The organism is Variovorax sp. DAIF25, assembly GCF_050711835.1.
Lineage (GTDB): Bacteria > Pseudomonadota > Gammaproteobacteria > Burkholderiales > Burkholderiaceae_C > Variovorax.
The window spans coordinates 3,631,051-3,657,060 of the sequence record NZ_CP136636.1; the positions used below are offsets into that span (position 1 = coordinate 3,631,051).

At 67.9% G+C, this 26,010-nt stretch carries 27 protein-coding genes and 1 tRNA gene; 16 read left to right on the top strand and 12 right to left on the bottom strand.

Features of this window, described 5'->3' with window-relative positions:
* The first annotated feature begins 4 nt into the window (after positions 1–4).
* The 8 genes from pal to tnpC all read left to right on the top strand — a co-directional run bounded on the left by pal (position 5) and on the right by tnpC (position 6,966).
* Positions 5–529 carry a peptidoglycan-associated lipoprotein Pal gene (pal, locus tag R0232_RS16945; protein WP_093341601.1) on the top strand — a complete coding sequence of 175 codons (525 nt, stop codon included), beginning with the start codon at positions 5–7 and terminating at the stop codon, positions 527–529.
* On the top strand, positions 529–1,287 hold the full coding sequence (gene ybgF, locus R0232_RS16950; RefSeq protein ID WP_431512824.1) for a tol-pal system protein YbgF: 759 nt from the start codon (positions 529–531) through the stop codon (positions 1,285–1,287). The genes pal and ybgF overlap by 1 nt, the downstream gene beginning before the upstream one ends.
* A 109-nt stretch (positions 1,288–1,396) precedes the next feature.
* On the top strand, positions 1,397–2,185 hold the full coding sequence (locus R0232_RS16955) for a tRNA threonylcarbamoyladenosine dehydratase (protein WP_431512825.1): 789 nt from the start codon (positions 1,397–1,399) through the stop codon (positions 2,183–2,185).
* Between the two features lie 85 nt (positions 2,186–2,270).
* Positions 2,271–2,346 (top strand) — tRNA-Lys (locus R0232_RS16960).
* A 355-nt stretch (positions 2,347–2,701) separates the two neighbouring features.
* Positions 2,702–4,201 (top strand): hypothetical protein, encoded by a 1,500-nt coding sequence (locus R0232_RS16965; RefSeq protein ID WP_431512826.1) that lies wholly within the window; start codon positions 2,702–2,704, stop codon positions 4,199–4,201.
* 416 nt (positions 4,202–4,617) lie between these two features.
* Complete coding sequence (locus R0232_RS16970) at positions 4,618–4,998, top strand: transposase (RefSeq protein ID WP_431512397.1); 381 nt, start codon at positions 4,618–4,620, stop codon at positions 4,996–4,998.
* Positions 4,995–5,330, top strand: a complete 336-nt coding sequence (tnpB, locus tag R0232_RS16975) for an IS66 family insertion sequence element accessory protein TnpB (RefSeq protein ID WP_431512396.1) — start codon at positions 4,995–4,997, stop codon at positions 5,328–5,330. Before R0232_RS16970 ends, tnpB begins: the two co-directional genes overlap by 4 nt.
* Before the next feature lie 70 nt (positions 5,331–5,400).
* Positions 5,401–6,966, top strand: a complete 1,566-nt coding sequence (gene tnpC / locus R0232_RS16980) for an IS66 family transposase (protein ID WP_431512395.1) — start codon at positions 5,401–5,403, stop codon at positions 6,964–6,966.
* Positions 6,967–7,007: 41 nt separating this feature from the next.
* Here the strand turns inward: tnpC and R0232_RS16985 are convergent, their stop codons facing one another.
* The 4 genes from R0232_RS16985 to R0232_RS17000 all read right to left on the bottom strand — a co-directional run bounded on the left by R0232_RS16985 (position 7,008) and on the right by R0232_RS17000 (position 9,845).
* Entirely contained in the window at positions 7,008–7,520 is a 513-nt protein-coding gene (locus R0232_RS16985) for a hypothetical protein (RefSeq protein WP_296779176.1), read from the bottom strand.
* A gap of 184 nt (positions 7,521–7,704) precedes the next feature.
* Positions 7,705–8,220, bottom strand: a complete 516-nt coding sequence (locus R0232_RS16990; protein ID WP_431512827.1) for a hypothetical protein — start codon at positions 8,218–8,220, stop codon at positions 7,705–7,707.
* A 125-nt stretch (positions 8,221–8,345) separates the two neighbouring features.
* On the bottom strand, positions 8,346–8,576 hold the full coding sequence (locus tag R0232_RS16995) for a hypothetical protein (protein ID WP_431512828.1): 231 nt from the start codon (positions 8,574–8,576) through the stop codon (positions 8,346–8,348).
* A gap of 111 nt (positions 8,577–8,687) precedes the next feature.
* Positions 8,688–9,845, bottom strand: coding sequence for an alpha/beta hydrolase (locus R0232_RS17000; RefSeq protein ID WP_431512829.1), 1,158 nt, complete (start codon positions 9,843–9,845; stop codon positions 8,688–8,690).
* Between R0232_RS17000 and R0232_RS17005 the strand changes: the two genes are divergently transcribed.
* On the top strand, positions 9,803–10,243 hold the full coding sequence (locus R0232_RS17005; RefSeq protein WP_296787736.1) for a hypothetical protein: 441 nt from the start codon (positions 9,803–9,805) through the stop codon (positions 10,241–10,243). The genes R0232_RS17000 and R0232_RS17005 overlap by 43 nt on opposite strands.
* A 30-nt stretch (positions 10,244–10,273) precedes the next feature.
* Here R0232_RS17005 and R0232_RS17010 read toward each other — a convergent pair whose 3' ends face one another.
* The 3 genes from R0232_RS17010 to R0232_RS17020 all read right to left on the bottom strand — a co-directional run bounded on the left by R0232_RS17010 (position 10,274) and on the right by R0232_RS17020 (position 12,168).
* Complete coding sequence (locus R0232_RS17010) at positions 10,274–10,495, bottom strand: hypothetical protein (protein ID WP_093341623.1); 222 nt, start codon at positions 10,493–10,495, stop codon at positions 10,274–10,276.
* A 126-nt stretch (positions 10,496–10,621) separates the two neighbouring features.
* On the bottom strand, positions 10,622–11,548 hold the full coding sequence (locus R0232_RS17015; RefSeq protein ID WP_431512830.1) for a hypothetical protein: 927 nt from the start codon (positions 11,546–11,548) through the stop codon (positions 10,622–10,624).
* Positions 11,545–12,168, bottom strand: coding sequence for a hypothetical protein (locus R0232_RS17020; protein ID WP_431512831.1), 624 nt, complete (start codon positions 12,166–12,168; stop codon positions 11,545–11,547). The genes R0232_RS17015 and R0232_RS17020 overlap by 4 nt, the downstream gene beginning before the upstream one ends.
* A 257-nt stretch (positions 12,169–12,425) precedes the next feature.
* Here R0232_RS17020 and R0232_RS17025 point away from each other — a divergent pair, with 257 nt between their 5' ends.
* Positions 12,426–13,424 (top strand): AraC family transcriptional regulator, encoded by a 999-nt coding sequence (locus tag R0232_RS17025; protein ID WP_431512832.1) that lies wholly within the window; start codon positions 12,426–12,428, stop codon positions 13,422–13,424.
* A 9-nt stretch (positions 13,425–13,433) separates the two neighbouring features.
* Here the strand turns inward: R0232_RS17025 and R0232_RS17030 are convergent, their stop codons facing one another.
* Positions 13,434–14,648 carry an ABC transporter substrate-binding protein gene (locus R0232_RS17030; RefSeq protein ID WP_256222403.1) on the bottom strand — a complete coding sequence of 405 codons (1,215 nt, stop codon included), beginning with the start codon at positions 14,646–14,648 and terminating at the stop codon, positions 13,434–13,436.
* Positions 14,649–14,871: 223 nt separating this feature from the next.
* Here R0232_RS17030 and R0232_RS17035 point away from each other — a divergent pair, with 223 nt between their 5' ends.
* The 6 genes from R0232_RS17035 to R0232_RS17060 are packed head-to-tail and all read left to right on the top strand — an operon-like array spanning position 14,872 to position 20,302.
* Positions 14,872–16,134, top strand: coding sequence for a dienelactone hydrolase family protein (locus tag R0232_RS17035; protein WP_093341627.1), 1,263 nt, complete (start codon positions 14,872–14,874; stop codon positions 16,132–16,134).
* Positions 16,131–17,096 (top strand): PDR/VanB family oxidoreductase, encoded by a 966-nt coding sequence (locus tag R0232_RS17040; protein WP_431512833.1) that lies wholly within the window; start codon positions 16,131–16,133, stop codon positions 17,094–17,096. The genes R0232_RS17035 and R0232_RS17040 overlap by 4 nt, the downstream gene beginning before the upstream one ends.
* 25 nt (positions 17,097–17,121) lie before the next feature.
* The gene (locus R0232_RS17045; RefSeq protein ID WP_431512834.1) at positions 17,122–18,426 is read left to right on the top strand and encodes an aromatic ring-hydroxylating dioxygenase subunit alpha; all 1,305 of its coding nucleotides are present in this window, start codon (positions 17,122–17,124) and stop codon (positions 18,424–18,426) included.
* Complete coding sequence (locus tag R0232_RS17050; RefSeq protein WP_208508978.1) at positions 18,423–18,917, top strand: aromatic-ring-hydroxylating dioxygenase subunit beta; 495 nt, start codon at positions 18,423–18,425, stop codon at positions 18,915–18,917. The genes R0232_RS17045 and R0232_RS17050 overlap by 4 nt, the downstream gene beginning before the upstream one ends.
* On the top strand, positions 18,914–19,501 hold the full coding sequence (locus R0232_RS17055; RefSeq protein WP_057595342.1) for a cysteine hydrolase family protein: 588 nt from the start codon (positions 18,914–18,916) through the stop codon (positions 19,499–19,501). The genes R0232_RS17050 and R0232_RS17055 overlap by 4 nt, the downstream gene beginning before the upstream one ends.
* 18 nt (positions 19,502–19,519) lie before the next feature.
* Positions 19,520–20,302: an SDR family oxidoreductase gene (locus R0232_RS17060; RefSeq protein ID WP_093341635.1), complete on the top strand. Its 783-nt coding sequence runs from the start codon at positions 19,520–19,522 to the stop codon at positions 20,300–20,302.
* Positions 20,303–20,563: 261 nt separating this feature from the next.
* Here the strand turns inward: R0232_RS17060 and R0232_RS17065 are convergent, their stop codons facing one another.
* The 4 genes from R0232_RS17065 to flgK form a co-directional block, all read right to left on the bottom strand.
* The gene (locus tag R0232_RS17065; protein WP_256222405.1) at positions 20,564–21,430 is read right to left on the bottom strand and encodes an EAL domain-containing protein; all 867 of its coding nucleotides are present in this window, start codon (positions 21,428–21,430) and stop codon (positions 20,564–20,566) included.
* A gap of 193 nt (positions 21,431–21,623) precedes the next feature.
* Positions 21,624–22,856 carry an HDOD domain-containing protein gene (locus tag R0232_RS17070; RefSeq protein ID WP_296787752.1) on the bottom strand — a complete coding sequence of 411 codons (1,233 nt, stop codon included), beginning with the start codon at positions 22,854–22,856 and terminating at the stop codon, positions 21,624–21,626.
* Between the two features lie 44 nt (positions 22,857–22,900).
* Positions 22,901–24,103 carry a flagellar hook-associated protein FlgL gene (flgL, locus tag R0232_RS17075; protein ID WP_093341638.1) on the bottom strand — a complete coding sequence of 401 codons (1,203 nt, stop codon included), beginning with the start codon at positions 24,101–24,103 and terminating at the stop codon, positions 22,901–22,903.
* Between the two features lie 20 nt (positions 24,104–24,123).
* Positions 24,124–26,007, bottom strand: coding sequence for a flagellar hook-associated protein FlgK (gene flgK, locus R0232_RS17080; RefSeq protein WP_093341639.1), 1,884 nt, complete (start codon positions 26,005–26,007; stop codon positions 24,124–24,126).
* Between the last annotated feature and the right edge of the window lie 3 nt (positions 26,008–26,010).

A 26,010-nucleotide genomic window follows, 5' to 3' on the forward strand; every position in this document is an offset into this window, starting at 1 on the left:
CGAAATGTTGAAACGTACGATTTATTCGCTGGCCATCGTGGCGCTGATCGCAGGCTGCTCGTCGGGCACCAAGCTCAACGAAACGCCCGTGACCGACCGCACCGGCACCACCGGTGGCGCCGGCAACCAGGGCGCGACCACTTCCGTGGCGCCCGTCACGATCGATCCCAACGCCGGCACCGCGCAAGGCCCGGTGGGCGTCGAGCGCATCGTGTTTTTCGACTACGACAGCTACACGGTCAAGCCCGAGTTCCAGTCGCTGATCGACGGCCATGCCCGCTTCCTCAAGGCCAACGCACAGCGCCGCATCTCGATCGAAGGCCACACCGACGAGCGCGGCGGCCGCGAGTACAACCTCGCGCTGGGCCAGAAGCGTTCGGAAGCCGTGCGCCGCGCGCTCACGCTGCTGGGCGTGAACGACAGCCAGATCGAAGCCGTGAGCTTCGGCAAGGAAAAGCCCGCCGTGACCGGCGCGGGTGAAGAAGTCTGGGCGCAGAACCGTCGCGCCGAAATCCGCTACACCCGGTGATGCGACCCGCCCAACGCGCAATGTGGCGTGGCGCGGCCCTGGCGGCCGCCCTGTTGTGCGCCTCGGCCGGATCGCAGGCCGCGCTGTTCGAGGATGACGAGGCCCGCAAGGCCATCCTCGACCTGCGCCAGCGCGTGGAGGCCGTGCGCCAGCAGACCGATCAGCGCCTGACCGACGAGAACGGCCAGTTGCGGCGCAGCCTGCTCGACCTGCAGACGCAGATCGAGCAGATGCGCGGCGACCTGGCGCGCATGACCGGCCAGAACGAACAGCTCACGCGCGCCGTGAGCGACCTGCAGTCCAAGCAGACCACCATCGACGACCGGCTCAAGCAGAACGAGCCCTCGAAGGTCACGGTCGATGGCCGCGAGTTCAATGCCGATCCGCGCGAGAAGGCCGACTTCGAAGCCGCGCTCGGCGTGTTCCGCGCCGGCCAGTTCGCCCAGGCCCAGACGGCCTTCGCCGAGTTCGTCAAGCGCTACCCGCAAAGCGGCTACAACGCTTCGGCCCTGTTCTGGCTCGGCAACGCCCAGTACGCCACGCGCAACTACAACGAGGCCATCGCCAACTTCCGTTCGATGCTCTCGCTCGCGCCCGACCATGCCAAGGCCCCCGAGGCCGTGCTGTCGATCGCGAACTGCCAGATCGAGCTCAAGGACACGCGCGCCGCGCGCCGCACGCTGGAAGACCTGACCAAGGCCTACCCGCAATCGGAAGCCGCACAGGCCGGCCGCGAGCGTCTCTCGCGCCTGCGCTAGTGCCGGCGGAGCCCTCCGCTTGAGCGCCGTTCACGAGCCTGTCTCCACGACCGAACCGGCGACTGCCCCCGAGGCAGCCGCCGGTTTTGTCGCGTCTGGCGACGAAGCCATGGCACCCAATTTCGCGCGCCGCTTCGGCGGCCTCGAGCGCCTGTACGGCGTGAGCGGCGCCGCGCGCATCCGCAACGCGCACGTGCTCGTCGTGGGCATCGGCGGCGTCGGATCGTGGGCCGTCGAGGCGCTGGCGCGCAGCGGGGTGGGGCGGCTCACGCTGATCGATCTCGACCACGTGTCCGAGTCGAACATCAATCGCCAGATCCACGCGCTCGACAGCACCGTGGGCCAGGCCAAGGTCGAGGCCATGCGCGAGCGCATCGCGCAGATCAATGCCGAGTGCCGCGTGCTGCCGATCGACGAGTTCGTCGAGCCCGACAACTGGCCCGCGCTGCTCGAAGCCGCGCAGGCCGCCAACGGCCCCGTGCATGCCGTCATCGATGCCTGCGACCAGGTGAAGGCCAAGCTCGCGATGGCCGCCTGGGCCCGCGGCGTCGCACGCGGCATCGACTTCGTCACCGTCGGCGCGGCGGGCGGCAAGCGGCTCGCCCACAAGGTCGACATCGACGACCTCTCGCAGGTCACGCACGACCCGCTGCTCGCGCAACTGCGGCAACGCCTGCGCAAGTCGCACGGCGCACCGCGCGAAGGCCGCAAGATCGGCGTGACCTGTGTCTTCAGCCGCGAGAGCGTGGCCCCGCCCGATGCTTCGTGCGCCATCGAGAGCGGCGACGGTTCGCTCAACTGCCATGGCTACGGATCGGTGGTGAGCGTGACCGCGACCTTCGGCCAGTGCGCGGCGGGGTGGGTTCTCGATCGGGTGGCTGCAAATACCACGCTATAATCTCGGGCTTTGCCGCGTTTGACACAGCGGCGAAGCACCAAGAAGAACAAGAACGAGGAACTCCCTTCCGGGGGAAACCGAATTCGGGACGTTAGCTCAGTTGGTAGAGCAGCGGACTTTTAATCCGTTGGTCACTGGTTCGAATCCAGTACGTCCTACCAATCCCAAAAGGGTCAGCCAGCATTTGCTCGCTGACCTTTTTCCTTTGTGCAGTCTCTTGTTTCATCTCATCGCTGCATGGCGTGAGACGCCATCGAACGCCTGTGCCCCATCGTTGCTGGCTTGGCTATCCACCAGTTGGAGGGGACGTGCGGGCTATGCAACAGCTGCTACGAGTCTCGCGCTCGCACGTTGGAAATCTCCATATGCTGCTGCTCTCCCCGTGTAAGATTTGGACTACATAACACGAGGAGAGATTCGATGAATGGAGCGAGGAGTCTTGCGTCGGTCGCGCTTGCCGTGGCCGCGTTGGTGTCGGCATGCGGCGGTGGCGGAGGAGGAGGAGGAGGAGGCGGCTTGGTGCTGCCCATTGGTGGCGCGACGCCGCAAACGCCTACGTCGACTCCGACAACCCCTACCTCGCCGTCCACCGAAACGCCTACCAGCGTCGATGACAGCGTGAAGCTCACCTTCGACACCCAGACGCTGAAGATGGCGTACGAACTTGGCACTGCAAGTCCTGGCGGGGTCGTCCTGCATGCGGTTATCGAGCGCAAGTCGACGGCAGCCCTGTTCATCAAGGCGGCAACTCCGGACGGCGGGGTTGATCCCCACATCGGCGCTGTCGATGCGACCCTCGATGGCCTGAAGGCGCGCATTGTCGTCAAGCCGAAAGCTGGCTTGAACCCCGGTGTCTACAAGGGATCCTTCACCTTGCGCGCGTGCGCCGATGCGGATTGCAAAGTGGTCTATGCGGGCTCGCCCTGGACCATCGAGTACACGCTGACAGTGACGCTGCCGTACGCCGCACTGGATACCAGCGCGTATGGTGTTCCGCGCACAGTTGCCTACGATGCCGTACGCAATGCCGTCTACGCTTCCTACCCGACTCCTTTCGTGGGGCCTGGCATTAGTGCCGTTGCGCGCTTCCGGTTGACGGGCTCGACCTGGTCCGGCTCGACGCTGTCTGTACCTGGCCTTTACGACGTTGCACTCTCCACCGATGCCAGCGTGCTGGCGACCACGGATTCCAGCAACCAGGTCACCCTGATCGATCCCTCAAACTTCAGCATCAAGAGTACTCATCTCTCTGCCGACGGTATTGGCTCGCAGGGATCCATGACCGAAACCGGTATCGCCTTCACCAACGACGGCAAGCTTTGGATGCCCAGCCGCAGCGGCTACGATTGGCATGGTTTGGGCTACTTCGACACCCGGACTCTGCAGTTCGGCGCCTCGCCGGCTTGTGACAGTTGTTATGGCGGCCCCTTCTTTGCTGTTTCAGGCGACGGTTCCCGCATGATGTTGACGCAGTCGGCTAGCATGTCACCAACTCCGCCGATGCTCTATATGGATACGTCCGACGGCATCTTCCGGACAATGCCCATCAATGACTTCTTCTATTGGAATACGAGCCTGAGCACCAATGGCGACCGTTTCCTACATGTTGGCACCACGGTGTATGACCGGGATTTCGGAACCGTGGGGTCGGTCCCCCAGCCGGTCGATGGTACGAAGGCCGTCCAGATCTCGCCCGACGGTCGCCGGCTCTACCAGTTGAGCTACGCAGTCGGTCCGGAAGAGTCGGGCGCAGCGGTGATCGAGGTCTACGACACGAGTGCCAAGGCCGGCACGCAACTCACGCTGCCGAAGGTGGGAAGGTTCGCCCTGGCTGATGCGCCCGGCTGCCTGAGTTCAGACTACCCCTACTTCTGCCTGCACCCTGTCATGCGCGTCACGCCGGACGGCAACAACCTGGTGATCCTCGGCAACCTGAAGCTGATCGTGGTGCCGATCCCGCAGAAGCTCAGTGGTCTCGCGACCACGGAGCCTGCCGAGGCGCCGAAGAAGCCCTGAACGGCGCGTCGCGCGTCCGGAGTCGGCGGGCGCGGGCCAGTCATCTGCACGATGAAGAGGGCCGTTGCCGTGTCGCGGCGCGCGCCCTTCATCGTATGACGACAGTCGTCCAGATGACATGGTTCCGCACGATGGGAGGAGGCGGCCGCATGGTGGCTCTCGGCTGTGTTTGATGCGACCCGCAGCCGACTTTACGCATGCGGCATGTTCACTCCCAGCCTGTGCCTTGCACACCGTAGGGTGTATCCGTTGGCGGCTCTATGCTTGGGAGCGTCAGCCCTTGAGCTCCTTCCCCTCACTCCAGGTTGGCTGGAAAAAGTGCAGCCGGCGTTGCGGCTGCTCTCCGTGATTCTCAGAAGTAAGCACGCAGTGAAGTCATCTTGATAGCCTGAGAGTCGGCAGGCATCGTGTCCGCGATGAATGATGTGGACGCAATAGATGGGGTGGTTAAGCGGGCCACCCGTCGCAAGCACAGCGCGAGATTCAAGGCGGAGGTTCTGGAGGCATGCCGCCAACCGGATGCGTCTGCTGCGGCGATCGCGAGGCTGTACAACCTGAACGCGAACGTGGTGCACAGGTGGCGCGCCGACGATCGCAAGGCAGCGGCGCCGAAGGCGCTTGAGGTTCCCAAGTTGCCGGCGCCAGCCTTTGTCGCGCTCGATGTGCAGCCCGAAGCCGAGAGGCCGATTCGCGACATCCGCATCGAGCTTAAGAGAGGCAGCGCCACTGCGGTGGTGCACTGGCCAGTGGAGTCGGCCTCGTCGTGCGCAGCCTGGCTGCGCGAGTGGCTGCGTTGATCCGCATCGATGCGGTGTGGCTGGCCACCGAGCCGATCGACATGCGTGCTGGCACCGAGACGGCGCTGGCGCGTGTCGTGAAGGTGTTCGGTGCCGCACATCCGAACCATGCGTACCTGTTCGCCAATCGGCGGGCCAACCGCATGAAGGTCCTCGTCCACGACGGCATCGGCATCTGGCTGTGTGCCCGTCGGCTGCACCACGGCCGCTTCCTCTGGGCTAACGCAAGTCTGGGCACGCAGATGGCTATGACGCGTGAGCAGCTTGACGCACTCGTGCTTGGACTGCCCTGGCAGCGTGTCGGTGCAGCGGGCGTCATCACCGTGGTGTGATCGCAGGCGGCGGTGCAATTGCTGCAAACGCCGATGACATTCGTGCGCTCGGTCAGCACCATACGTGCTCATGGTGGATGCCGAACAACTGAAGGGCCTCAACGCAGAGCAACTGCGCGAGGTGACCCTCCGGCTCATCAAGGACCGCACAAAGCAGCAAAGCCAGCTTGAGGCCAAGGACCGCTCGATCGAGACGCTCACGCGCGAGGTCACGTTCAAGACCGCCAAGGTCGATCAGCTGACCCACGAACTCGCGCAGTACAAGCGCCTGCGCTTCGGCAAGAGCAGCGAGAAGCTCGACGCGGCGCAGGCCAGCCTTCTGGATGAGACGCTCGATGCCGACCTGGCCGCCATTGAAGAGGAGCTGAAGCAGCTCCGCCCGCCACCCAAGACTGAGGACAAGCAGCAGCCGCGTCGCACGGCGCTGCCGGCAGACCTGCCGCGCGTCGACATTCACCACGAACCCGAGTCGACTACTTGTGCATGCGGCTGCGCCCTCAAGCGCTTCGGTGAGGACGTGGCCGAGAAGCTCGACTACGTTCCCGGCGTGTTCACCGTCGAGCGGCATGTTCGAGGTAAGTGGGCCTGCGCGAAGTGCCAGACGCTGATCCAGGCGCCGGTGCCCGCACAGGTGATCGACAAGGGCATCCCGACAGCCGGCCTCCTGGCACAGGTGATGGTCGCCAAGTACGCTGACCATCTGCCGCTGTACAGGCAGGAAGCGATCTTCGGGCGCGCTGGCCTGGCCATCCCTCGCTCAACGCTCGGAGCCTGGGTCGGCGCCTGTGGTGTGCGCCTGCAACCGCTGGTGGACGCACTCAAGGAAGCGATCCTCGCTCACCGCGTTCTGCATTCCGACGAGACACCGGTAGCGATGCTCAAGCCCGGCACCGGCAAGACTCACCGTGCGTATCTGTGGGCCTACACGCCCGGCGCCTTCGAAGACATGAAGGCGGTGGTTTACGACTTCGCCGACAGCCGGGCTGGCCAGCATGCGCAGAACTTCCTGGGCGGCTGGCGCGGCGCGCTGGTCTGTGATGACTACTCCGGCTACAAGGCCCTGCTGGCCAAGGGCGTTGTCGAAGCTGGCTGCCTGGCCCATGCGCGGCGCAAGTTCGTCGAGCTGCACACAGCCAACAAGAGCCAGATCGCCGAGGCCGGAATCCAGTACTTCACTCGGCTCTACGAGATCGAGCGTGAGGTGAAACACTTGGACCCCGATGAGCGGCGTCGGATACGCCAAGCGCGGGGTCGACCGATCGCCGAGGCGCTGCATGCCTGGATGATCGCGCAGCGGCTCAAGGTTCCAGAAGGTTCAGGGACAGCCAAAGCACTGAACTACAGCCTGAAGCGCTGGGCCGCGCTGACGCGCTACCTGGACGACGGCAACTTGCCTGCAGACAACAACTGGGTGGAGAACCAGATCCGGCCGATCGCCGTAGGCCGCAACAACTGGCTGTTCGCCGGAAGCCTTCGTGCCGGGCAGCGGTCCGCCGCCATCATGAGCCTCATCCAGACCGCCAAACTCAACGGCCACGACCCCTACGCCTACCTCAAGGACGTCATGACGCGATTGCCAACGCATCGGGCGCGCGACATAGCGGAACTCCTGCCACATCGCTGGGACGCGGCTTAGTCACGGCAAGGCGTAGTTGTGGTGACGGAGGCAACTCTCCGTCATGTTTGGGTTCGGAAGATCGTCCAGTCGTGAACGCAGTAACCGACGACCGGTGTAGAGGCGTGCTGTGACACGTCGGCCTCCACAGCGACTATCGCGATTCCTGGGATGTACTCGCCCTCGCCATCGAGGCGGTAATACATCTCGTCTCCGCCGTCGAAGTCGAGCTCCATAGTCGGTGACAGCAGCGACAGCATGTCACCGACCCGCACTCCTTCGTAGGCGCCAAGATAGCCCTCGAAGACGTAAATGCACCTGAGCACCCCACCGGGAGAGAACACTAGCCGGACGACGTCTGAACCAAAGAATATGGCGGTTTCCCCAGGGTCGCCAAAGTTCCGAAGAACAAGAGCTCCCTTGTTCTCTGCCAGCGCGGCCACGAGGTGAAAGCCCGGTACATGGTCCTTCCTGCTTGCACCATGCAGCAAGGATTCAACACTTGACAGCGATTGCCCAATCTCGAATCCCGCGGCAGATGTTCCGGGTACAAGTGGGGCGTGGAGATCAAGCATTTGCACGTATCAGACCGTTTGAGAGCGACCATTGTGCGACCGCTACCCACCCACGGCAGAAGACGTCAACATGACTTCTCGGGACGCTTACTCTCAGAAGAGAGACTGGCAGAGGCAACTACCGGAATCCGCAGGTCCACGTCATGGCGGTCGACTTCGATGAATGGACGCGCGCGCTGTCCTTTCACGATTCAGATCGATCGCCCCCGCCGCGAATCGATGTTGCGGCCGCCACCTTGCGCATGTGATGAGCAATTCGCATGAAGTAGATGATGGTGTAGGCAAGCGACGCGACGAACACGAGCAGGCGATAAACGAAAGCCGGATCCCGAAACGTTTCGTTCGTCAGCACATGCGGCAGTCCAAAGTGCATGAGCGTCGCCACCAGAAGATTGAGGGCCAGGACCTTGAATCCGATGGGAACCGCAATGACGCAATAGCGACGAACGAAGTCGCGCCCGGAAGCCGCACCGTTCGCGACGAATGCTTCGTGCGTGCCCACGAAGCTGATGGCGAGGGTGAGGGCGGCCTCGAACAGCAAGGTCCAGTTTCTGTAGCCACCGAACCAGAGCGCCGAATAGTTCAGGATCACATAGAGCAGCGCCGCCGCCAGCATGTACTTGAGGCCATCGGTTTCATCGAGCCTGTCATGGACCAGATCGTCTCTGAGTTTTCGCGTGTTCCAGATGTGCATGCTCATGGGGATTTCGATGGCTGGGTTGAATCCAGATGTACACCCATAAGCATGCCGGATCCACCTTTGTCCGCCGGATCCAGATGGTCAAGCGGATGAAGTCCGGGCGCTCTCGGAACCACCGGGTCGATTCACGTCGCGGGCCGACTCTTCCGCGGCCAAAGCAACTCCTTCCCCGCCGGCGTCAACTGATAAGCAAACCGCCGCGCCGGCCTCGCCTGAATCCGCACCGAAGGCGTATCCACCGGCGCAATCAACCCCGCCGTCTGCAGCACCTCGAGGTGATGCCCCTCGACCTCCGGCCACGCCCCGGCGCTGACCCGCGCAAGGCAGGCGGTGACGAGCGTCTTGTTCTCGAGCATCGATGACTCCTTCTGGCTGGCCGCGATTCTGTGCCTGCCATGGAGTTCGATCCCTCCTCCGTTGGGAGGAGGAGGAGGGCGCACGCGGAGCGAGGTCCGAAGCGCGTGCAGCTAGTCGATGAACCGCGCCGCGATGTCCCCGAGCGAAGGGATATCCATCTGCGTGTGCCCGCCCGCATACCCCTTCAGGCTCAGCTTCAGGCCCTTGTAGTTGCGGCTGGCGATGGTGTCGTGCATCGCGGTGATCGTGGGGCCGCCGCTGTTGTTGAGGGCGTAGGCCAGCAGCAGCGTCGCGGGAACATCGCGGGTGCCGGCGCTGGCGTACATCTGCTTCTCGAGCTGATCCATCGGCGCGGCCAGGGGGCCGTTGAAGGGCGCTTCGGAGGAGAAGAAGTACTGGAAGGTGAATTGGCCCGTACCCTCCATGAAGAAGGCGCTCGCGACGAAGATGCCGCCGTTCGACAGGCCCGAGAGCATGCGCCTGGCCGAGTTGGCGCGGTAGTTCGATTCGACGTACGGCACGAGTTCGCGCGTGACGAAGTCGTGATACGCCGTGGAGCCGGGCGGCAGGTAGTCGGTGTTGCGGTGCGCGGTGCCGCCGATGCCGACGACGATGGCCTTCTTGCCCTGCTGCTCGAGGATGTCGACGAAGTTCTGGAAGCGCGACGTGCCGAAATTGAATTTGGCATCGCCGTCCGTCAGGTACATCGCGGGATAGGTCGATGTCCCGCCATCGTAGGCGGCAGGCAGGTAGATCTGGATCGGATAGGTGTCGCCGTTCGCGTTGGACTTCAGCGTGGCATTGATCACTCGGATCGTGCTGGACGGCGGCGGCGGGGGCGGCGGTTCACCGGCCACCGGCGGAAGCAGCGGCAGCCCACCACCGCCGCCGCCTCCACCCCCGCCACAGGCGGCGAGGCCGAGCACGAATGCGGCGGCCAGGGCCAACGTGAATCGGCGGAACATCCGATGAACCTGCATGCTGAATCTCCTCGTGCTGCGGATGCGCGGGGCATCCTGCTTGTGCTCGCCGATGCGGGATGGCATCGCGCGGCCAATGGCTTGCGCATTGGTGGAGAGCGATTGGGTCAGAAGATGTCGTCGAATGGAAGTTACGAAGATCGTTGTAGTCGGCAGGGGTGCGAGCGACGCGGGCGCACGAAGATCGGGGGTATGGCCGCGCGCTACAGTGGTCCACCTCCGGAACCACAGACCAGGGACGATCCATGACCACCCGAAGAAGCCGCCCGGCCTGCCTGCTGCTGGCACTGGCGGCCTCCTGCACGGCCGCATCGGCCGCCACCATCGTCTGCACGCCGGGGCCGGCCGCGGGCAATGCGCCGTTCAACGCGGTACGCAGGATCGCGATCGACGAGTTCTCGCGCACGGTCAATCTCGACGTGGTGCGATCGAAGACGCGCGAGACCGAGACGCTGGGCAAGATGCGCGCGGACCTGGTCGGCATGGACGAATCGTCCGGCGATCCGGTCTACGTGTTCAATTCGATCCCGACCTCCGAGGTGGAGACCACCACGCTGTTCAAGCTGTTCAAGGCCGGCGAATGGCGGCTGACCAGCGCCACGCTGAGCTTCGTGGGCAAGGTGCCCATGCTGCGCGCGGCGGACAGCGGCACGGTGTTCAACTGCAAGCGCTCGAGCCTCGGTTGACGAGGCCGCGCGCGAACGAGAGGGGCGGGCTCAGGGCTGGGTGCGTGCCTTGATGAACTGGCCACCGCGCAGCCGCACGCGTTCGACGGCCGCTTCCAGCGAAGGTTGGCGCATCACGACGAGGTCGCCCTTGGGGATGCCGTGCCAGGTGATCCGGGCCACGCCCGAATAGCTGCCGCGCACCGTCTCCCTGCAGAAGAACGAACCATTCCAGCCATCCTGGAGGTCGACGGAGATGTGGGCTGAGTGCATGGGAGGCAAGCGTAGGCGCGAGAGGCCTGCGAAGCCAGGAAATAGTACCTTGGTTCTCAATTAATTGCTACCGATTGCCGTGGGCGCTCTGGCGTCGGCAGCGGCCGGCCTTCAGGGCTCGTCTCGTCAGTTGAAGTCGGTCATGAAGTACCAGATCGGCTCGAGCTTCGCGCCGGGCGCGGGCCGGTGCAGGTAGATGTCGTAGACGATGGTCCGGGGCTGCGGCCCCCGCTTGTACGCGATGCGCACCACGCCTTCGTCGACGCTGGCCGGGTCGGTGCGCCTGAGCCGCACCAGCTTGCCGTCGCCGCGGATCTCGAGCGCGTGGTGCTCGAGCGGCACGACGGTTCCGGTGCCCTTGTCGATGAAGCTCACCCATTCGGCATCCCGCTCGCGCGCCTCCCTGGCCGACAGGTAGATGGTCGGGTAGAGCAGCCGCTGGGCCTTGGCCAGCGCGCCCATGAAGGCCTCGCCCTTCCTGTTCCCGATGTCGTCGATCAGCCGGCGATAGGCCTCGACCACCTCGGCCTCGAGCTTGGGATCGTTGGCATCGAGCGGCACGCTGCGTTCCCAGCCGGCCAGCCTGTAGGGCACCTGGGCCTCGAACTGCACGGTCTGGCTGAAGCCCCGCGGGTCGGTGAACTGCGCCTGCCTGCCGTCGCGCAGCGGGGGCAGTTCATAGAGCATGGTGTTGCGCGGCGGCGCTGTCTTGCTGCGTACGACCAGCTCCACCTTGAGGTCGTCCGTGTCGGGCAGCCGGTCCTGCCCGGCCGCGGGCAGCAGGCGGATCGTGAGCTTCTGCGGGCCGCTGCGCAGGATCGCGGGGTTGAGCGGCATGCTCATCGAGCCGATCCGCCGGGTCGGGAAGGCCTGGATCAGCAGGTCGTTGACGTACACCCGGAACGCCAGCTTCTCGGTCGAGATCCGCAGGTCATACGAGGGCTGTTGCTCCTGCTGCTTCGGCGTGGCCGCGTCGGCCGGGGCCTGGGCCGCCACCGGCACGGTGGCCTGCAGCAGCGCGGCGAGCACCGCGATGGCGGTCGATTTCCTCATTCGACGATCTCCTTGAGCCGGGGTGAGCGCTGGGCATGCAGCGCATCCTGCACGCGGTCGAGCTCGGTGCCGAGCGTGTCGATGCGTTCGAGCAGGCCGATGAAGGCGCGGCGCATGTCGTCGTCGGCAGCGCGGGCCCGGGCCCAGTGGTCCTCGAGGAAGCCCTTGGACGCGTAGTAGGCGTCGAGCGGCGTCCACACGTCGACCAGCCTGTCGCCGGCCGCCAGCACGCCGTCCACGGCGGCGTCGAGTGCCGCGTCGCCCGAGCCGTCGATGCGCGCGGCCTCGAGGTCCGAGAGGATGGGATGCAGCTCGGAGGGGTTGCCATGGAAGGCGCTCGCGTTCGGCGCCGTGCCGGGCACGTTCATGCGCAGGTAGCTGCGGTACTTCGCGGCCACGCTGCGGTTGTCGGCGACCAGCCGGTAGTAGGCCGTGCCGTAGGCGCCGCGGGTGGTGGCCTGCAGCCTGTCGAGGGTGGGGCGGGCCAGGGCCGGGGGAGCTGCGTTCGAAGGCGCCGTCGCAGTGCGGTCGCTCGGACCGCAGGCCGCGAGCAGGGCGCAGCACAGGCCCGGCAGCAGCAGGCGCGCATGCGCCACCCTCCCTCTTTCTCGTTCGCTCATGGGCGTCTTTTCTCTCCCGAAGGGCGCGGATGATAGCCACGCCCTCGGCCAGAACGGCCGCGCGACATGCAAGCAATCGCAACGTCCGCTGCTTTGCGCTTCAGGCCTCGCGGGCAGGTTTCTTGCTGCGCGAATACCTCCGTGTGCATCGCCTCAGGGCAACCGCCATGGCGGCCCGCGGCGTTTGCACGTAGATTCGCCGCCGCACAAGACGCAACAAGCGTTCGGTTCCCCACCTTGAAATCGCAGGAGTGTCCGTGGAAGCATGGTCGAGCCAGCAACTCTCGCCGCTGTACGGGCGCGAGGTCTTCCGTTCCCGCGCGGCTGACGAAACCCATGCGCGCATCGCCTGCGAGCTGAAGCCGCACCGCAGCGTCTGGCATCGCGGTGACGTCGATGCGATCTTCTGCCGCGCCGAGCTGAGCGCACTCTCGCTGTGCATCCTGCGCTATGGCTGCGACGTGGACATCGAGCCCGATGCGCTCGGCAACTTCGTGCTGGTGCAGATGCCGCTGCGCGGCCACGCCGACATCCATCACGCGGGCGGCAGCCTGCAGATCCATCCGGGGCAGGGCGCGGTGATCTCGGCCCACAAACCGGTGCGGCTGCGCTGGCATGCCGACTGCGAACAGCTGATGCTCAAGATCGAGCTGAGCCGGCTGCAGGAGGTGGCGCGCCATGCCTTCCCGCTGCGCGGCGCCGATGCGGTGGGCGAGATCGACTTCGAGATGCCGTTCCGGCTCGACGACACGGCGGGCACGCAATGGCGCCGCATGGTGGCCAGCCTCGCCTCGCTGCTGCCCGCGGCGGGCGATGCCGGCTACGACGCGCGCTGGCTCTCGCATTGCGAGGACAACCTGATGCTCTACCTGCTGTGCCACCGGCCGAACTCGGTGCGCGAGCGGCATGACGAGGCGCGGCACGGCTCGGAGGCCGCGAGCCTGCGCCAGATGCGGCGCGCCGAGGAGTTCATGCAGGAGCGGCTCGACACGCCGCTGTCGCTCGAGGAGGTGGCGCGCGCCGCCGGCCTCACGCGGCGCGGGCTGGCGCTGCTGTTCCGGCGCTACCGCGAGCTCTCGCCCGGCGAGGTGCTGCGCAACATGCGGCTCGACGCCGCGCATGCGCAGCTCGCGCGCCACGACGGCGCCAGCGTGACCGAGGTGGCGCTCAACTGCGGCTTCTCGCACCTGAGCCGCTTCGCGGCCTGCTACCGCGAGCGCTTCGGCCACCTGCCGCGCGAGACCGCGCGGCATTGAGGCACGGGATCAGGACGACTTCATCGCGCACTGCGCCGCGGTCGTGTCCTGGTAGTTCGTCAGCACGGTGCCGATCACCTTGTTGGCGATGCGGCCGCTGCCGTCCTTGGCGATCACGCGCAGGTAGTAGTTCTGCACCGGGAAGTTGTTGGCGCCATAGCGGAAGTCGCCGCGCACCGACTTGTAGTTGGCGGCCTTGATCGCCTTCAGCAGCGCGGGCTTGTCGGCCACCTTGCCGCCGACGTCGCGCACCGCCGCGTCCATCGCCATCAGCACGTCGTAGGCCTGGCCCGCGTAGAACGAGGGATTGCGGCCGTTGTTCTGTTGCCGGAACGCGGCCACGAAGCGCTGGTTGGCCGGGTTGTCGAGGTCGAAGGACCAGTGCGCGGTGTTGAACAGCCCGAGCATCGGCTCGCCGACCGCGGGGATCATGTCCTCGTCGGCCGAGAAGGCGGTGGAGATCAGCGCCACGTCCTTCGACAGGCCCGCGCCCACGAACTGCTTGATGAAGGCCACGCCCATCGCGCCCGGCAGGAAGAAGTAGAGCGCGTCGGGCTTCGAGGCGCGGATCTGCGCGAGCTCGGCCGAGTAGTCGAGCTGGCCCAGCTTGGTGTAGAGCTCGTCGCCCGTGCCGCCCTTGTAGGTGCGCTTGAAGCCGGTGATGGCGTCCTTGCCGCCCGGGTAGCTGGGGGCGATCAGCGCCACCTTCTTGAAGCCCTTGTCGCCCGCGAACTTGCCGGCCGCCTCGTGGTACGCATCGTTGGGGTACGAGGCGCCGAAGAAGTAGGGATTGCAGCGCGCGCCCGAGAGGTCGCTCGGCCCGGTGTTGCTCGACAGATAGGGCACCTTGGCCGCGAACAGCGGCGGTGCCACGGCCAGCGCCACCGAGGAGCCGACCGGCCCGGTGAACAGGTCGATCTTGTCGCGCATCAGCATGCGCTCGACCACCTGGCGCGCGGTCTCGGGGTTGCCCGCGGTGTCGGCCTCGACGAACTCGACCGGCACGCCGCCGAGCTTGCCGCCCAGCTGCTTGATCGCGACCGCGAAGCCGGCCTTCGACTCGGCGCCGCCGACGGCGAAGGGGCCCGACAGGTCCATCGCGAGGCCGACCTTGACGGTCTGCGCGCGCACCTGCGGCGACACGGCGAGCACCGCGGCGAAGGCGGCGAGGGCGATGACCGAGGGCACGGCGGCGGTGGTCGTGCGCTGGCGTCTGTACGGCATGAAGGAACTCCTCTGGCGGTGGTCCGCCGAACGTGGGTGGCAAGGCTGGATGGAAAAGAAGCGTCAGGGAAATGTACGCAAGCCGGAGTCTGGGCAGCGCCCCTCGGCGCGGCTATCCATTTCCTGCAGCGCCGCCGGCTGCCGGAAATGGACAGACAGCCGGCGCGGGCGCTCGCCAGAATCGCCGCCACGACGATCCACCCCTTCGAAAGAGACACCCCCGATGAGCCACTACATCGACATCCCGGCCGGCGACGGCGCGCAGAGCTTCCGCGGCTACCTGGCCCTGCCGGCCTCGGGCCGCGGCCCCGGCATCGTGCTGTGCCAGGAGATCTTCGGCATCAACGACTACGTGCGCGAGGTGGCCGACCTCTATGCCGAGGAGGGCTACGTGGTGCTCGCGCCCGACCTGTTCTGGCGCATGGAGCCCGGCGTCGAGCTCGGCTACTCGCCCGAGGACTGGCAGCGCGCCTTCGGCTTCTTCCAGCAGTTCGACATCGAGGCCGGCATCGCCGACGTGACCGCGAGCGTGCAGGCGCTGCGCGCGCACCCGGCCTGCACCGGCAAGGTCGGCGCGCTGGGCTTCTGCCTCGGCGGCAAGCTGGCCTACCTCGCGGCCGCGCATTCGGGCGTGGACGCGGCGGTCGGCTACTACGGCGTCGGCATCGAGGGCGCGCTCGAGCTGGTGCCGAAGATCGCGTGCCCGATCGCGCTGCACTTCGCCGAGCTCGACAAGTTCTGCCCGCCCGAGGCGCGCGCCCAGGTGCTCGAGGCCTTCGCGGGCCGGCCCGGCGCGCAGATGTACGTCTACCCCGGCGTCGACCATGCCTTCGCGCGCACCGGCGGCGACCACTTCGACAAGCCCTCGACGCTGATGGCGCACCAGCGTTCCATGGCGCTGTTCAAGGAGGCGATCGGACCGGTCTACGACCTGTCGGCGCTGTGGGACAAGCACTGCGAGTACGAGTTCGCCACGCGCGACGTGGTCGCCACCATGGGCACCATGGTCGCCGAGCCCTACGTCAACCACATCCCCACCATGACCGGCGGCGTGGGCGCGAAGGAGCTGTCGCGCTTCTACAAGCACCACTTCATTCCCACCACACCGCCCGATACGCGGCTCACGCCGATCTCGCGCACCGTGGGCGCCACCCAGATCGTCGACGAGATGCTGTTCTGCTTCACCCACACGGTCGAGATCGACTGGATGCTGCCGGGCATCGCGCCCACGGGCCGGCCGGTGGAGATTCCGCTCGTGGCCATCGTCAAGTTCCGCGGCGACAAGCTCTACCACGAGCACATCTACTGGGACCAGGCCAGCGTGCTCGCGCAGATCGGCCTGCTCGATCCGAAGGGCCTGCCGGTGGCCGGCGTGGAGACGGCGCGCAAGCTGGTCGACGAGACACTGCCGTCGAACACGCTGATGCCGCGCTGGGCCAAGTCCACCGCGCTGACCATCGCCGACCCCGCGCTGCCGCTCGGATGAGCACCGCGCCTTCCATGCTCGAGCTGGTGGTGGCCTCCGTCAGCGCGCTCACGCCGGCCATCAAGGCCTTCGTGCTGCGCAGCGCGAACGGCGAGGCGCTGCCCGCGTTCGCGCCGGGCGCGCACCTGGGCGTGCAGGTAACGCAGTCCAACGGGCAGTCCGGCCAGCGCGCCTACTCGCTGGCGCAACCCCATGGCGCGCCGGACCGCTACGAGATCGCCGTGCTGCACGAGCCCGACGGCGCGGGCGGCTCGGCCTGGATGCATGGCCTGGCCGAGGGCGCGCGCGTGCTCGCGCAGGCGCCGCGCAACGATTTCGCGCTGCGCCGGGGCGAGGCCGCGCCGCTGCTGATCGCGGGCGGCATCGGCATCACGCCGCTGCTGTGCATGGCGCGTGCGCTCGCGGCCGAGGGCCGCTCCTTCGAGTTCCACTACGCCACGCGCAGCCCCGAGGCCACGGCCTACCTCGACGAGGTGCAAGCGCTCGGCGGCCGCGTGGTGCACGACGGCGGCGATCCCGCGCGCGGCCTCGACCTGCGCGCGCTGCTGGCCGCGCCGGCGCCCGGGCGCCATCTGCATGTCTGCGGCCCGCGCGGCCTGGTGCAGGCGGTGGTCGACACCGCGCGCGCCCAGGGCTGGAGCGACGACCACGTGCACTTCGAACTGTTCGCGGGCGCGCTCGCGCAGGCCGGCGACTCCGCCTTCGAGGTGCGCACCTTGCGCTCGGGCCACGTGCTGACGGTGCCGCCGGGCCGGAGCCTGCTCGACGTGCTGATCGCCGCGGGGCTCGACCCGCTCTACGATTGCCGCCAGGGCGACTGCGGCGTATGCGCCGTCGACGTGGTCGAGGGCGTGCCCGACCACCGCGACCACAACCTGAGCCCGCGCGAGAAAGCCGACGGGCGCACCATCTGCACCTGCGTGTCGCGCGCCAGGACGCCGCAGCTGGTGCTCGACATCTGATCCCACGATTCCAGGAGACCCATCCATGACCATCGACCTGCAGTCCCTCGTGCAGCCCGACCGCGTCCACAAGCGCGTCTACACCGACCCCGCGATCTTCGAGCTCGAGATGGACCGCGTGTTCGGCCAGGCCTGGCTCTACGTCGGCCACGAGAGCCAGGTGCCCAAGCCCGGCGACTACTTCACCACCCGGCTCGGCCGCGAGCCCGTGGTGATGGTGCGCCACACCGACGGCCAGATCCACGTGATGTTCAACCGCTGCCCGCACAAGGGCGCCAAGATCGTGCCCGACGGCAGCGGCAGCGCCGGCAAGTTCCTGCGCTGCCTCTACCACGGCTGGACCTTCAAGTGCGACGGCAGCCTGCTGTCGGTACCGCTGCGCAGCGGCTACGAGGACACGGGGCTCGACCTCAAGGACCCTCAGTACGGCGTGCGCAACGTGGCGCGCGTCGCCACGCACCGCGGCTTCGTGTTCGCGAGCCTGTCGAAGGAAGGGCCCGAGCTCAAGGAGTTCCTCGGCGGCGTCGCGACCTCGCTCGACAACTTCTGCGACCGCGCGCCCGAGGGCGAGGTCGAGGTGGCCGGCGGCGTGCAGCGCGTGATCCAGCGCAACAACTGGAAGATCTTCTTCGAGAACCTGCACGACACCATCCATGCGGTGGCCACGCACGAGTCGTCGTGGCGCGCGGCCAAGGAGGAGTTCGAGGCCATGCCGGCTGGCACGCGCAAGCCCTTCGAGGTGGTGATCGTCGACGGCAACGGCGAGCCGCTCGAGTTCTGGGAGAAGCTCGAGCTCAAGGGCTACGACAACGGCCATGGCTTCATGGAAGGCATCTTCGTGCCGCCGACCGACCCGGTGAGCCTGGCCTACGTGGCCGCGCTCGAGGCGGCGCAGGGCGCCGAGCGCGCCGACCAGATCCTGCGCGTGAACCGCCACAACACCATCGTCTACCCGAGCTGCTCGCCCCACACCTCGTTCCAGCAGATCCGCGTGATCCGGCCGCTGTCGGTCGACCGCACGCTGGTCGAGATCTTCAGCTTCCGGCTCAAGGGCGCACCCGAGGCCACCTTCCAGCGCACGCTGAAATACACCAACATCGTCAACTCGCCCTCGTCGAACGTGATGCCCGACGACCTCGAGGCCTACAACCGGGTGCAGGAGGGCCTGGGCTCGGACGGCGGCGACTGGGTCAGCATGCACCGCGCCGTGGGACGCGACCAGCCGCTGCCCGGCGGGCGCGCCTCCAACGGCAACAGCGAGATGCCCGCGCGCAACATGTTCGGCACCTGGGCCAAGTACATGGGCGTGGACACCGGGAGCGCCGCATGAACTTCCTCGACTGGAACGAACAGCAGGAGATCACGCAGTTCCTGCACCACGAGGCGCGGCTGCTCGACGAGCACCGCTGGGACGAGTGGCAGCGCCTGTTCACGCCCGACGGCCTGTACTGGGTGCCGCTGGTGCACGGCCAGGCCGACCACCTCAACCATGCCTCGCTGTTCTGCGAGGACGCGCTGCTGCGCTCGATGCGCGCGCGCCGGCTCGAGCAGGCGCGTGCCTATTCGCAGCAGCCGCCCACGCGCACCGTGCACGTGGTGGGCAACATCGGCATCGAGGCGCGGGAGGAGGGTGAGAACGGCGGCTGCACCGTGCGCTCCACCTTCGTGCTGCTCGAATGGCGCAAGACCGAGCAGCGCATGTTCGGCGGCAGCGTGCTGCACACGCTGCGCCGCCACGAGGGCGAGCTGCGCATCCACCTCAAGCGCGTCGAGCTGGTCAATTGCGACGCCGCGCACGAAGCGCTGCAGGTGTTCGTGTGAAGGCCGCGCTGCTCGCGATGCACTACCAGAACGACGTGCTGCACGCGGACGGCAAGGTGCGCGTGGGCGTCGCGGCCGACGATCCGGCGCGCCCGCGCCTGATCGCCTCGGCCGGCCGTCTGATCGCGGGCGCGCGCGCCGCCGGCGTGCCGGTGATCTTCGTGCGCATCGCCTTCGCGCCCGGCTACGTCGACTGCCTCGACAACTGCACGCTGTTCCGGCGCGTGGCGCAGAGCGGCGCGGTGCAGGAGGGCAGCTGGGGCGCGGAGTTCTACGACGAGCTCGCGCCGCTGCCGGGCGAGGCCGTGGTCACGCACAAGCGCAACAACCCCTTCTGGGCCAGCGGGCTCGAGCAGGCGGTGCGCGCCACCGGCGCCGACCGGCTCTACGTGGCGGGCATCGCGACCAACCACGTGGTCGAGCACGGCGCGCGCCATGCGAGCGACCTGGGCTACGACGTGGCGGTGGTGGCCGATGCCTGCAACACGGCGCAGCCGCACCTGCATGCCGCGAGCCTGGAGAATCTGTCGATGCTCGCGCAGGTGATCGGCGTCGAGGACGCACTCGCCCAGATGGGCCCCTGAACCGATGAAGGACATCTCATGAACATGCAAGGCAAGGTCGCGATCGTCACCGGTGCGGCCGCGATGCTGGGCAGCGCCATCGTGCGCACGCTGGCGCAGGCCGGCGCGCGCGTGGTCGCGGTCGACATCGACGCGGCGCGCGGCCAGGCGCTGGCGGCCGAACTCGGCGCGGCCTGCCGCTTCGCCGCCTGCGACATCGCGAACGACGAGGCGCTCGACGCGCTGGTGGCCGATGCGCTGCGCATCGAGGGTCGCATCGACTGCCTGGTCAACAACGCCGTGGTCTACAACGATGGCGGCATGGGCGCGAAGCGCGCCGAGTGGCTGAGCGCGCTGAACGTCAACCTGGTCTCGGGCGCGCTGCTCGTGCACAAGGCGACCGAGGCGCTGGCCGCGCAGGGCGGCGCCATCGTCAACATGGGCAGCGTGGGCGGCAAGTTCGGCACCGCCGATCGCGCGCTCTATCCCGCGGCCAAGGCGGCGATCCTGCAGCTCACGCGCAACCAGGCCGCGACCCTGGCGCCGCGGCGCATCCGCGTGAATTCGGTGTCGCCGGGCTGGACGTGGTCGGACGCGCTCTCGCGCATGGCCGGCGGCGACCGCGCCAAGGCCGACCGCATGGCCGCGCCACTGCATCCGCTGGGCCGCGCGGGCGACGGCGACGACGTGGCGCAGGTGGTGCTGTTCCTGTGCTCGGACGCGGCACGTTTCGTGACCGGCGCCGACATCCCGGTCGATGGCGGCTTTTCGATGCTCGGGCCCGACCAGGGCCGCTCGGCGCGCGACTGGTTCGCGAGCTAGGGCCTGTTCACACTATTCAAGGGGTCGCGTTGCCCCTGAAAGGGGCTGGATGCAAGGCGCCCGCGCGCAGCAAGGCTGATGCCTTGCAAGCGCGGGCAACGCCGCAGACGGCCCCTTTGCGGGGCAACCCGGAGGGAAGCTCGCCAAAGCCCGCCCCTCGGCGTTGCGCTCCTAGCGTGTGCGGACGCACACGTGTCGTCGCGCGCCTTGATGGGCGGGCTTTGGCGAGCTTCGCGACCCCTTGAATAGTGTTAACAGGCCCTAGTCGAAGCGCTGCTCCCACTCCCAGTTCACCGCCGGCAGCGTCTCGACCACCGGCCGCGCGAACAGGTAGCCCTGGAACAGCCGGATGCCGAGCTCGCGCAGCGCCACCACCTCTTCCATGATCTCCACGCCCTCGGCCACCACGTGAATGCCGAGTTCGCCGCAGGTCGAGACGAAGCCCTTGACCACGGCGCGGCGCACGCCGTCGGTGTGGATGTTGCGGATCAGCTCCATGTCGAGCTTGACGATGTGCGGCCTGAGCGCGACGAACAGCTCGAAGCCCGCGAAGCCGGCGCCGAAGTCGTCGATGGCCGAGGAGAAGCCGTGCTGCTGGTGCATCTCGAAAGCCTTCACCAGGTGCGGCAGGTCCTCGACGCGCTCCGACTCGGTCACCTCGAAGATCAGCCGCTCCTTCGGGAAGCCGAAGCGCTCGGCGGTCTCGACCGCGCTCTGGAAGCATTCGCCCTGGCGCCCGGTGTCGTTGGGCATCACGTTGAGGCTCAGCCGCGAGGCCATGCGCAGCCCGGCCGCGAGCTCGATCGCCTTGGCGCGGCAGGCGCGGTCGAACTCGACGCGGTGGCGCGCATGCACCAGCCCGAGGATGTGGCCGGCGCCTTCGCCATGGATGCCGCGCACCAGCGCCTCGTGCGCGTAGACCTCGCCCTTGTCGACGTCGACGATGGGCTGGAAGGCCATGGTGAAGGCGGGGCAGCTGGCGGCGAAGTCGAGCACCGCCGAGGCATCGTTGCTGGCCTGGGTGGCCGGCTGCTGGAGGCGGTTGATGGTCAGCGCGCGCGCGGCGCTGCAGTAGCCCGGCGGGCGGGCGTTGAGATCGAGGGCCAACGACGATGCCGAACTGGACACGGATGGCCTTCAGGCCCGGGGGCCGTGGATGAAAAGTCGGTGCGGGATGCTCGACATGCTGTTCTCCGGTTCCTGGGCGCGGCCACGTGGGGCCGCATGTCCGCTTTTTCGGCGCGGCGGCGGAAGACTTGAGGAAAAAAGCGGGTCGGCAGGCAAAAAAAGAGCGGACTCCTCCCAATGGAGGAGGGCTGGTCTAGAAGCCGCCCGCGGCGATCATCCGCAGCAGCGCGCGGTTGACTTCCTCGGCATCGACCGCATGGGTGCGGCGCAGGTTGCGCAGCGCGGTCGGGTTGCTCGATTCGAGCGCGGTCGCGAGCTGCAGCGCGGGCGCATAGGGGCCGTTCTGCGCGATGGTCGCGGCCACGATGCGGTCGGTCAGCGGGATGCGGCCGAAGCTGGTGCGCAACGGCTCGCCCATCACCAGGTCGAGCTGCGAGAACAGGCCGCAGAGGTAGACCTCGCGCTTGAGGTCGTCCTCGATGCCGGCGTCCATCAGCTGCGCGACCAGGTGGCCGCGCATCGCCATCGAGGTGTTGAGCGGACGCAGGTTGGCGTCCTCGCTGGCGGTCGGCAGCTGCTGCGACAGCCAGGTGCTCAGGCGCTGGAAGCCGATCATCATGAAGCCGTGGCGCAGCGAGGCCACGCGGTTCGGCAGCCCCAGGCCCGGCGAGTTCAGGTAGAGCATCAGCGCATAGACCAGCGCGGCCTCGCGGCTCACGAGCTGATCGATGCGCTCGAGCGATTCCTCGGCGTCGATCGCGTTCATCACGCGCACGATGGCGCGCCGCGTCGGCGGCAGCGGCTGGCCGCCGTAGCCGTGCAGCACGTCCTCGCTGGGCCAGCCGGCCACGGCCCAGGCGTTCTGCTGGTCGAGCGCATGCTCGGCCAGCGCGCGGCTGGCCACGCCGTCGATCAGCGCATCGGGGCGCACCGGGCTGCTCTCGCCGGGGTGCGTCATGCCGCGGTCGAACACCGTGGTGTCGCGCTCCACCTGCGCCAGGCGCAGCGCGTCCATCGCGTCTTCCGGTGCCAGCCGCAGCAGCCGGCGCTCGAACCAGGGGGCGGCCTCGGCGTCGGGGATCTGGGTCGGCACGCCGCTCGCGACCATGCGCACGCCGCGGCGGGCGGCGGCGCGCACCGCGGGGCGCAGGCCGGCGTCCTGCATCCAGCCGAGCGGAATCTCGAGCATCGGCCCGGCCGCCTCGGCATTGCTCGCGATGTCGCGCAGGAACTCGGGCGTCTGGATCGACAGCAGCAGGGTCGGCGAATCGGCATTCCAGGTCTCGGCCAGCGTACGCAGCAGGTGGCGCCCGTCGATGCGTTGGCGGTCCTCGTGGACGAACAGCTGGACTCCCGCGAGCGCGCGCGGCCGGTTCCAGAACGGGCGGTAGCCGAAGGTCAGGCTGCCGAGTACCGATTGAGACATGAAGACGAGAAGGAGAGAAAGAACGAAAGGGCGGTCACGCCGCGTCAGCCGATGAAGTTGAACAGCGAGAGTTTCTGGATTTCGGCATAGGAGCCGAGGGCCGCGGAGTAGGCGGTCTGCTGGGTCTTGAAGTCGGACAGCGCCTGGATCGTGTCGAGGTCCTCGGCGCGCGAGCGGTCGGCCTCGAGCTGCAGGCTGCGCGAGGACTGGCGGTCGGAGATGCTGTCGACCTGGTTCAGCAGGTCGCCCGCGCGGCCGCGCGAGGCCGACAGCCGCGCGCTCGCGGCGTCGATCTGCACCAGCGACTGCGCCACGTTCTGCGCCAGTTGGCCGCTGCTGTTGCTGCCGTCCTTCACGCCCGCGATCGCCTGGTCGAGCACGCCGAACAGGCTGGTCTTGCCGCTGGGCGCGACGGTCAAAGCATTGCCGTCGGCCGGCACGCCGCTGGCCGTGAGCGAGATCCCGGCGAACTCGATCGCCTGGCCCGCGGTGTAGGGCTGGCCCGACTTGAGCGTGGCCTGCGTGGTGGTGTCGATCACGTCGTAGGTGGTCACGCCGTTGGCGACGCTGAACGCGACGCGGTAGCCGTGGCCGGTCAGCGCCGAGGGATCGACCACCTTGCCGGCGTCGCTGTAGACGTTGCGCGTGCCGGCCGCCTGGCTCACGGTGAACACGCCGTTGCCGGTGGGCACGTCCATCCAGGTGCCGTAGCCGTCGAGCATCGAGGGGATGGCGGTGTCGCTGGCGGCGCCGGCCTGGCCCGCGATGCCGTCGAAGCGCACGCCGCTGCCGTTGTCGACGAAGGGCGCGGCGGTGCTGCCCAGGCCGCCGAACAGCGACTGGCCGTTGCTGTCCTGCGCATTGGCATAGCCGAGCAGCTGGCCGCGCAGGGTGGTCAGGCGCTGCGCGATGGTGGCGCGGTCGGCCGCCGACAGCGTGGCATTGCCGGCGTTCACCACCAGCGTGCGGAACTCGGCCATGGCCGCGGTCGCGCTGCCCAGGGTCGACTCGGCCGTCGAGACCGCGTTGCGCTGCAGCTCCAGCGCGCGCTGGTCGGTGCTGACGCGCGCCATGCGCGTGATGGCGCGCTCGGCCTGCGCCGCGCCGGTCGGGTCGTCGCTCGGGCGCAGCACCTTCTTGCTGGCGCTGAGCTGTTCCTGCAGTTTCGAGAGCTGGGACTGGCGCGTGGTGAGCTGGCGCACCGCGTTGTCGTAAGTGGTGGCACTGGCGAGGCGGGTGGCGGTCATGGTTCTTCCTGTCTCCCGGGTCAGTTCATGTTCTGCAGCAGCGAATCGAAGATGCTCTGCGCGATCTGGATCATCTTGGACGAGGCCTGGTAGGCCTGCTGGTACTGCAGCAGCTTGGCGGCTTCCTCGTCGAGGTTCACGCCGGCCTGGCTGGTGCGGTCGGTCTCGAGCGAGGTGGCGATCGAGCCCGAGATCTCGGCCGCGTACTGCGCGCTCTGCGAACGCACGCCGACCTGCGCCATCAGCGCGGCATAGCCGTCGGTCATGGGGGCGCCGTCGAACACCGTCTTGTCGCGCAGTGCCAGCAGCGCCTGCGCATTGCCGGCGTTGCTGCCGCCATAGGCGGTGGTGGCGGCCTGCACGGTGATCGTGTCGCCGGCCTTGGGCGTGCCCGACAGCACGATGGTCCAGCCGTTGTAGCTGATCGGCTGGCCCGCCACGTAGGGCACGCTGGTCGGGTTGCCGGTGCCGTTGCCCGACACGTCGAAGCCGCCCGCGCCGTTGAAGGTCAGCGTGACCGGCTGGTTGAGGTTGGCGTTGGCCGAGGTCGCGGCCAGGCTGCCGACCGCCATGCCGCCGGTGTTGCCGGTGCCCACGCGCGCCTCGACCGGGCTGCCCGCGGCCAGCCCGCGCGCCGAGCGCAGCACGGTCGCCATGTCGCCGGCGGCCGAGGCATAGGGCTTGAGCACGAAGCTGTCGCCCTCGGCCGCGCTGCCCGACTTCAGGTCGAGCTTGAGCCCGTCGATCTCGATCGGCATCGGGCCCGCGAAGCTGGTGGTCTTGCCGTCCGACAGCCGCTGCACCTCGATGCTGCCGCCCGCGCCGAACTTGACCTGGTAGCTCGAGGCCGCGAGCGCCGAGGTGTTGGACACCGTGGCGCCGATCACCGCGTTGCCGGTGTTGCTCGCGGCGCCCATGGCATCGGGGATCGCGATCGGCTTGAAGAAATCGCCGCCGGCCTTGCCGTCGAGGTCCACGCCGAGCCGGTGCTGGGCATTGATCTCGGTCGTCAGGGTGAGCGCCATGCGGCCCAGGCCGTCGCGCGCCTCGGCCAGGTCCGAATTCTGGAAGCGCAGCAGGCCGGCGACCGCGCCGCCGCCGAGCGTGGCCTCGTCGATGGTGGTCGAGAGGCCGCTGCGCATCAGCGTCAGCTTGCTCTGGTTGGCGTCGTCGGTGCTCATCGCGACCTGCGCCGCCTTGTTGCCCAGCACCAGCGCCTGGCTGCCCACGAACACGCTGAGCGAGCCGTCGTCGGCCTGCACGGTGGTGGTCTGCACCTGCTGGTTGAGCTCGCGCAGCAGCTGGTCGCGCTGGTCGAGCAGGTCGTTCGGGCTCTGGCCGCCGCCGCTGGCGCGCGCGATCTGCTCGTTGAGCGTGGCCAGCCGCGCGGCCAGGCCGTTGATGCTGCGCACCGCGTCGCCGAGCTGCGAGTTCACGCCCTTCTGCAGGTCGTCGAGCCGGGTCTGGGCATCGCGCATGCGCGCGGCCATCTCGTCGGCGCGCGTGAGCACCACGTTGCGCGCCGTCACGTCGGTCGGCGCGCTCGCGATGTCGGAGAAGGCGTTGAGCAGGTCCGACACGGCCGCGCCCAGGCCGGTCTTGCCGCCTTTGAAGATGTCCTCGAGCGAGGACAGGCGCGCCGCGCGCGTGGCGTCCATGGCCTGCACCGACTGCGCGGCCGCGGCCTGGCGCGTCAGGAACTCGTTGTGGGCGCGCTCGATGGTCGTGACCTCGACGCCCTTGCCGATGTAGCCGCTGCCGGTGTATTGGCCCGCGACCTGGCCCATCACGGCGGTCTGGCGCGAGTAGCCGACGGTGCTGGCGTTGGCGATGTTGTGGCCGGTGGTCGACAGCGCGACCTGGTTCGCGAGCAGGGCGCGGGCGCCGACGTTGAGCAGACTCATGGC

What these genes read in the sequence shown, in the direction of transcription:
- pal (WP_093341601.1), top strand. Translation starts at nt 5, where the DNA reads ATGTTGAAACGTACGATTTATTCGCTGGCCATCGTGGCGCTGATCGCA.
- ybgF (WP_431512824.1), top strand. Translation starts at nt 529, where the DNA reads ATGCGACCCGCCCAACGCGCAATGTGGCGTGGCGCGGCCCTGGCGGCC.
- R0232_RS16955 (WP_431512825.1), top strand. Translation starts at nt 1,397, where the DNA reads ATGGCACCCAATTTCGCGCGCCGCTTCGGCGGCCTCGAGCGCCTGTAC.
- R0232_RS16970 (WP_431512397.1), top strand. Translation starts at nt 4,618, where the DNA reads ATGAATGATGTGGACGCAATAGATGGGGTGGTTAAGCGGGCCACCCGT.
- tnpC (WP_431512395.1), top strand. Translation starts at nt 5,401, where the DNA reads ATGGTGGATGCCGAACAACTGAAGGGCCTCAACGCAGAGCAACTGCGC.
- R0232_RS16985 (WP_296779176.1), bottom strand. Translation starts at nt 7,520, where the DNA reads ATGCTTGATCTCCACGCCCCACTTGTACCCGGAACATCTGCCGCGGGA.
- R0232_RS16990 (WP_431512827.1), bottom strand. Translation starts at nt 8,220, where the DNA reads ATGAGCATGCACATCTGGAACACGCGAAAACTCAGAGACGATCTGGTC.
- R0232_RS16995 (WP_431512828.1), bottom strand. Translation starts at nt 8,576, where the DNA reads ATGCTCGAGAACAAGACGCTCGTCACCGCCTGCCTTGCGCGGGTCAGC.
- R0232_RS17005 (WP_296787736.1), top strand. Translation starts at nt 9,803, where the DNA reads ATGACCACCCGAAGAAGCCGCCCGGCCTGCCTGCTGCTGGCACTGGCG.
- R0232_RS17010 (WP_093341623.1), bottom strand. Translation starts at nt 10,495, where the DNA reads ATGCACTCAGCCCACATCTCCGTCGACCTCCAGGATGGCTGGAATGGT.
- R0232_RS17015 (WP_431512830.1), bottom strand. Translation starts at nt 11,548, where the DNA reads ATGAGGAAATCGACCGCCATCGCGGTGCTCGCCGCGCTGCTGCAGGCC.
- R0232_RS17020 (WP_431512831.1), bottom strand. Translation starts at nt 12,168, where the DNA reads ATGAGCGAACGAGAAAGAGGGAGGGTGGCGCATGCGCGCCTGCTGCTG.
- R0232_RS17030 (WP_256222403.1), bottom strand. Translation starts at nt 14,648, where the DNA reads ATGCCGTACAGACGCCAGCGCACGACCACCGCCGCCGTGCCCTCGGTC.
- R0232_RS17035 (WP_093341627.1), top strand. Translation starts at nt 14,872, where the DNA reads ATGAGCCACTACATCGACATCCCGGCCGGCGACGGCGCGCAGAGCTTC.
- R0232_RS17040 (WP_431512833.1), top strand. Translation starts at nt 16,131, where the DNA reads ATGAGCACCGCGCCTTCCATGCTCGAGCTGGTGGTGGCCTCCGTCAGC.
- R0232_RS17045 (WP_431512834.1), top strand. Translation starts at nt 17,122, where the DNA reads ATGACCATCGACCTGCAGTCCCTCGTGCAGCCCGACCGCGTCCACAAG.
- R0232_RS17050 (WP_208508978.1), top strand. Translation starts at nt 18,423, where the DNA reads ATGAACTTCCTCGACTGGAACGAACAGCAGGAGATCACGCAGTTCCTG.
- R0232_RS17060 (WP_093341635.1), top strand. Translation starts at nt 19,520, where the DNA reads ATGAACATGCAAGGCAAGGTCGCGATCGTCACCGGTGCGGCCGCGATG.
- R0232_RS17070 (WP_296787752.1), bottom strand. Translation starts at nt 22,856, where the DNA reads ATGTCTCAATCGGTACTCGGCAGCCTGACCTTCGGCTACCGCCCGTTC.
- flgL (WP_093341638.1), bottom strand. Translation starts at nt 24,103, where the DNA reads ATGACCGCCACCCGCCTCGCCAGTGCCACCACTTACGACAACGCGGTG.
- flgK (WP_093341639.1), bottom strand. Translation starts at nt 26,007, where the DNA reads ATGAGTCTGCTCAACGTCGGCGCCCGCGCCCTGCTCGCGAACCAGGTC.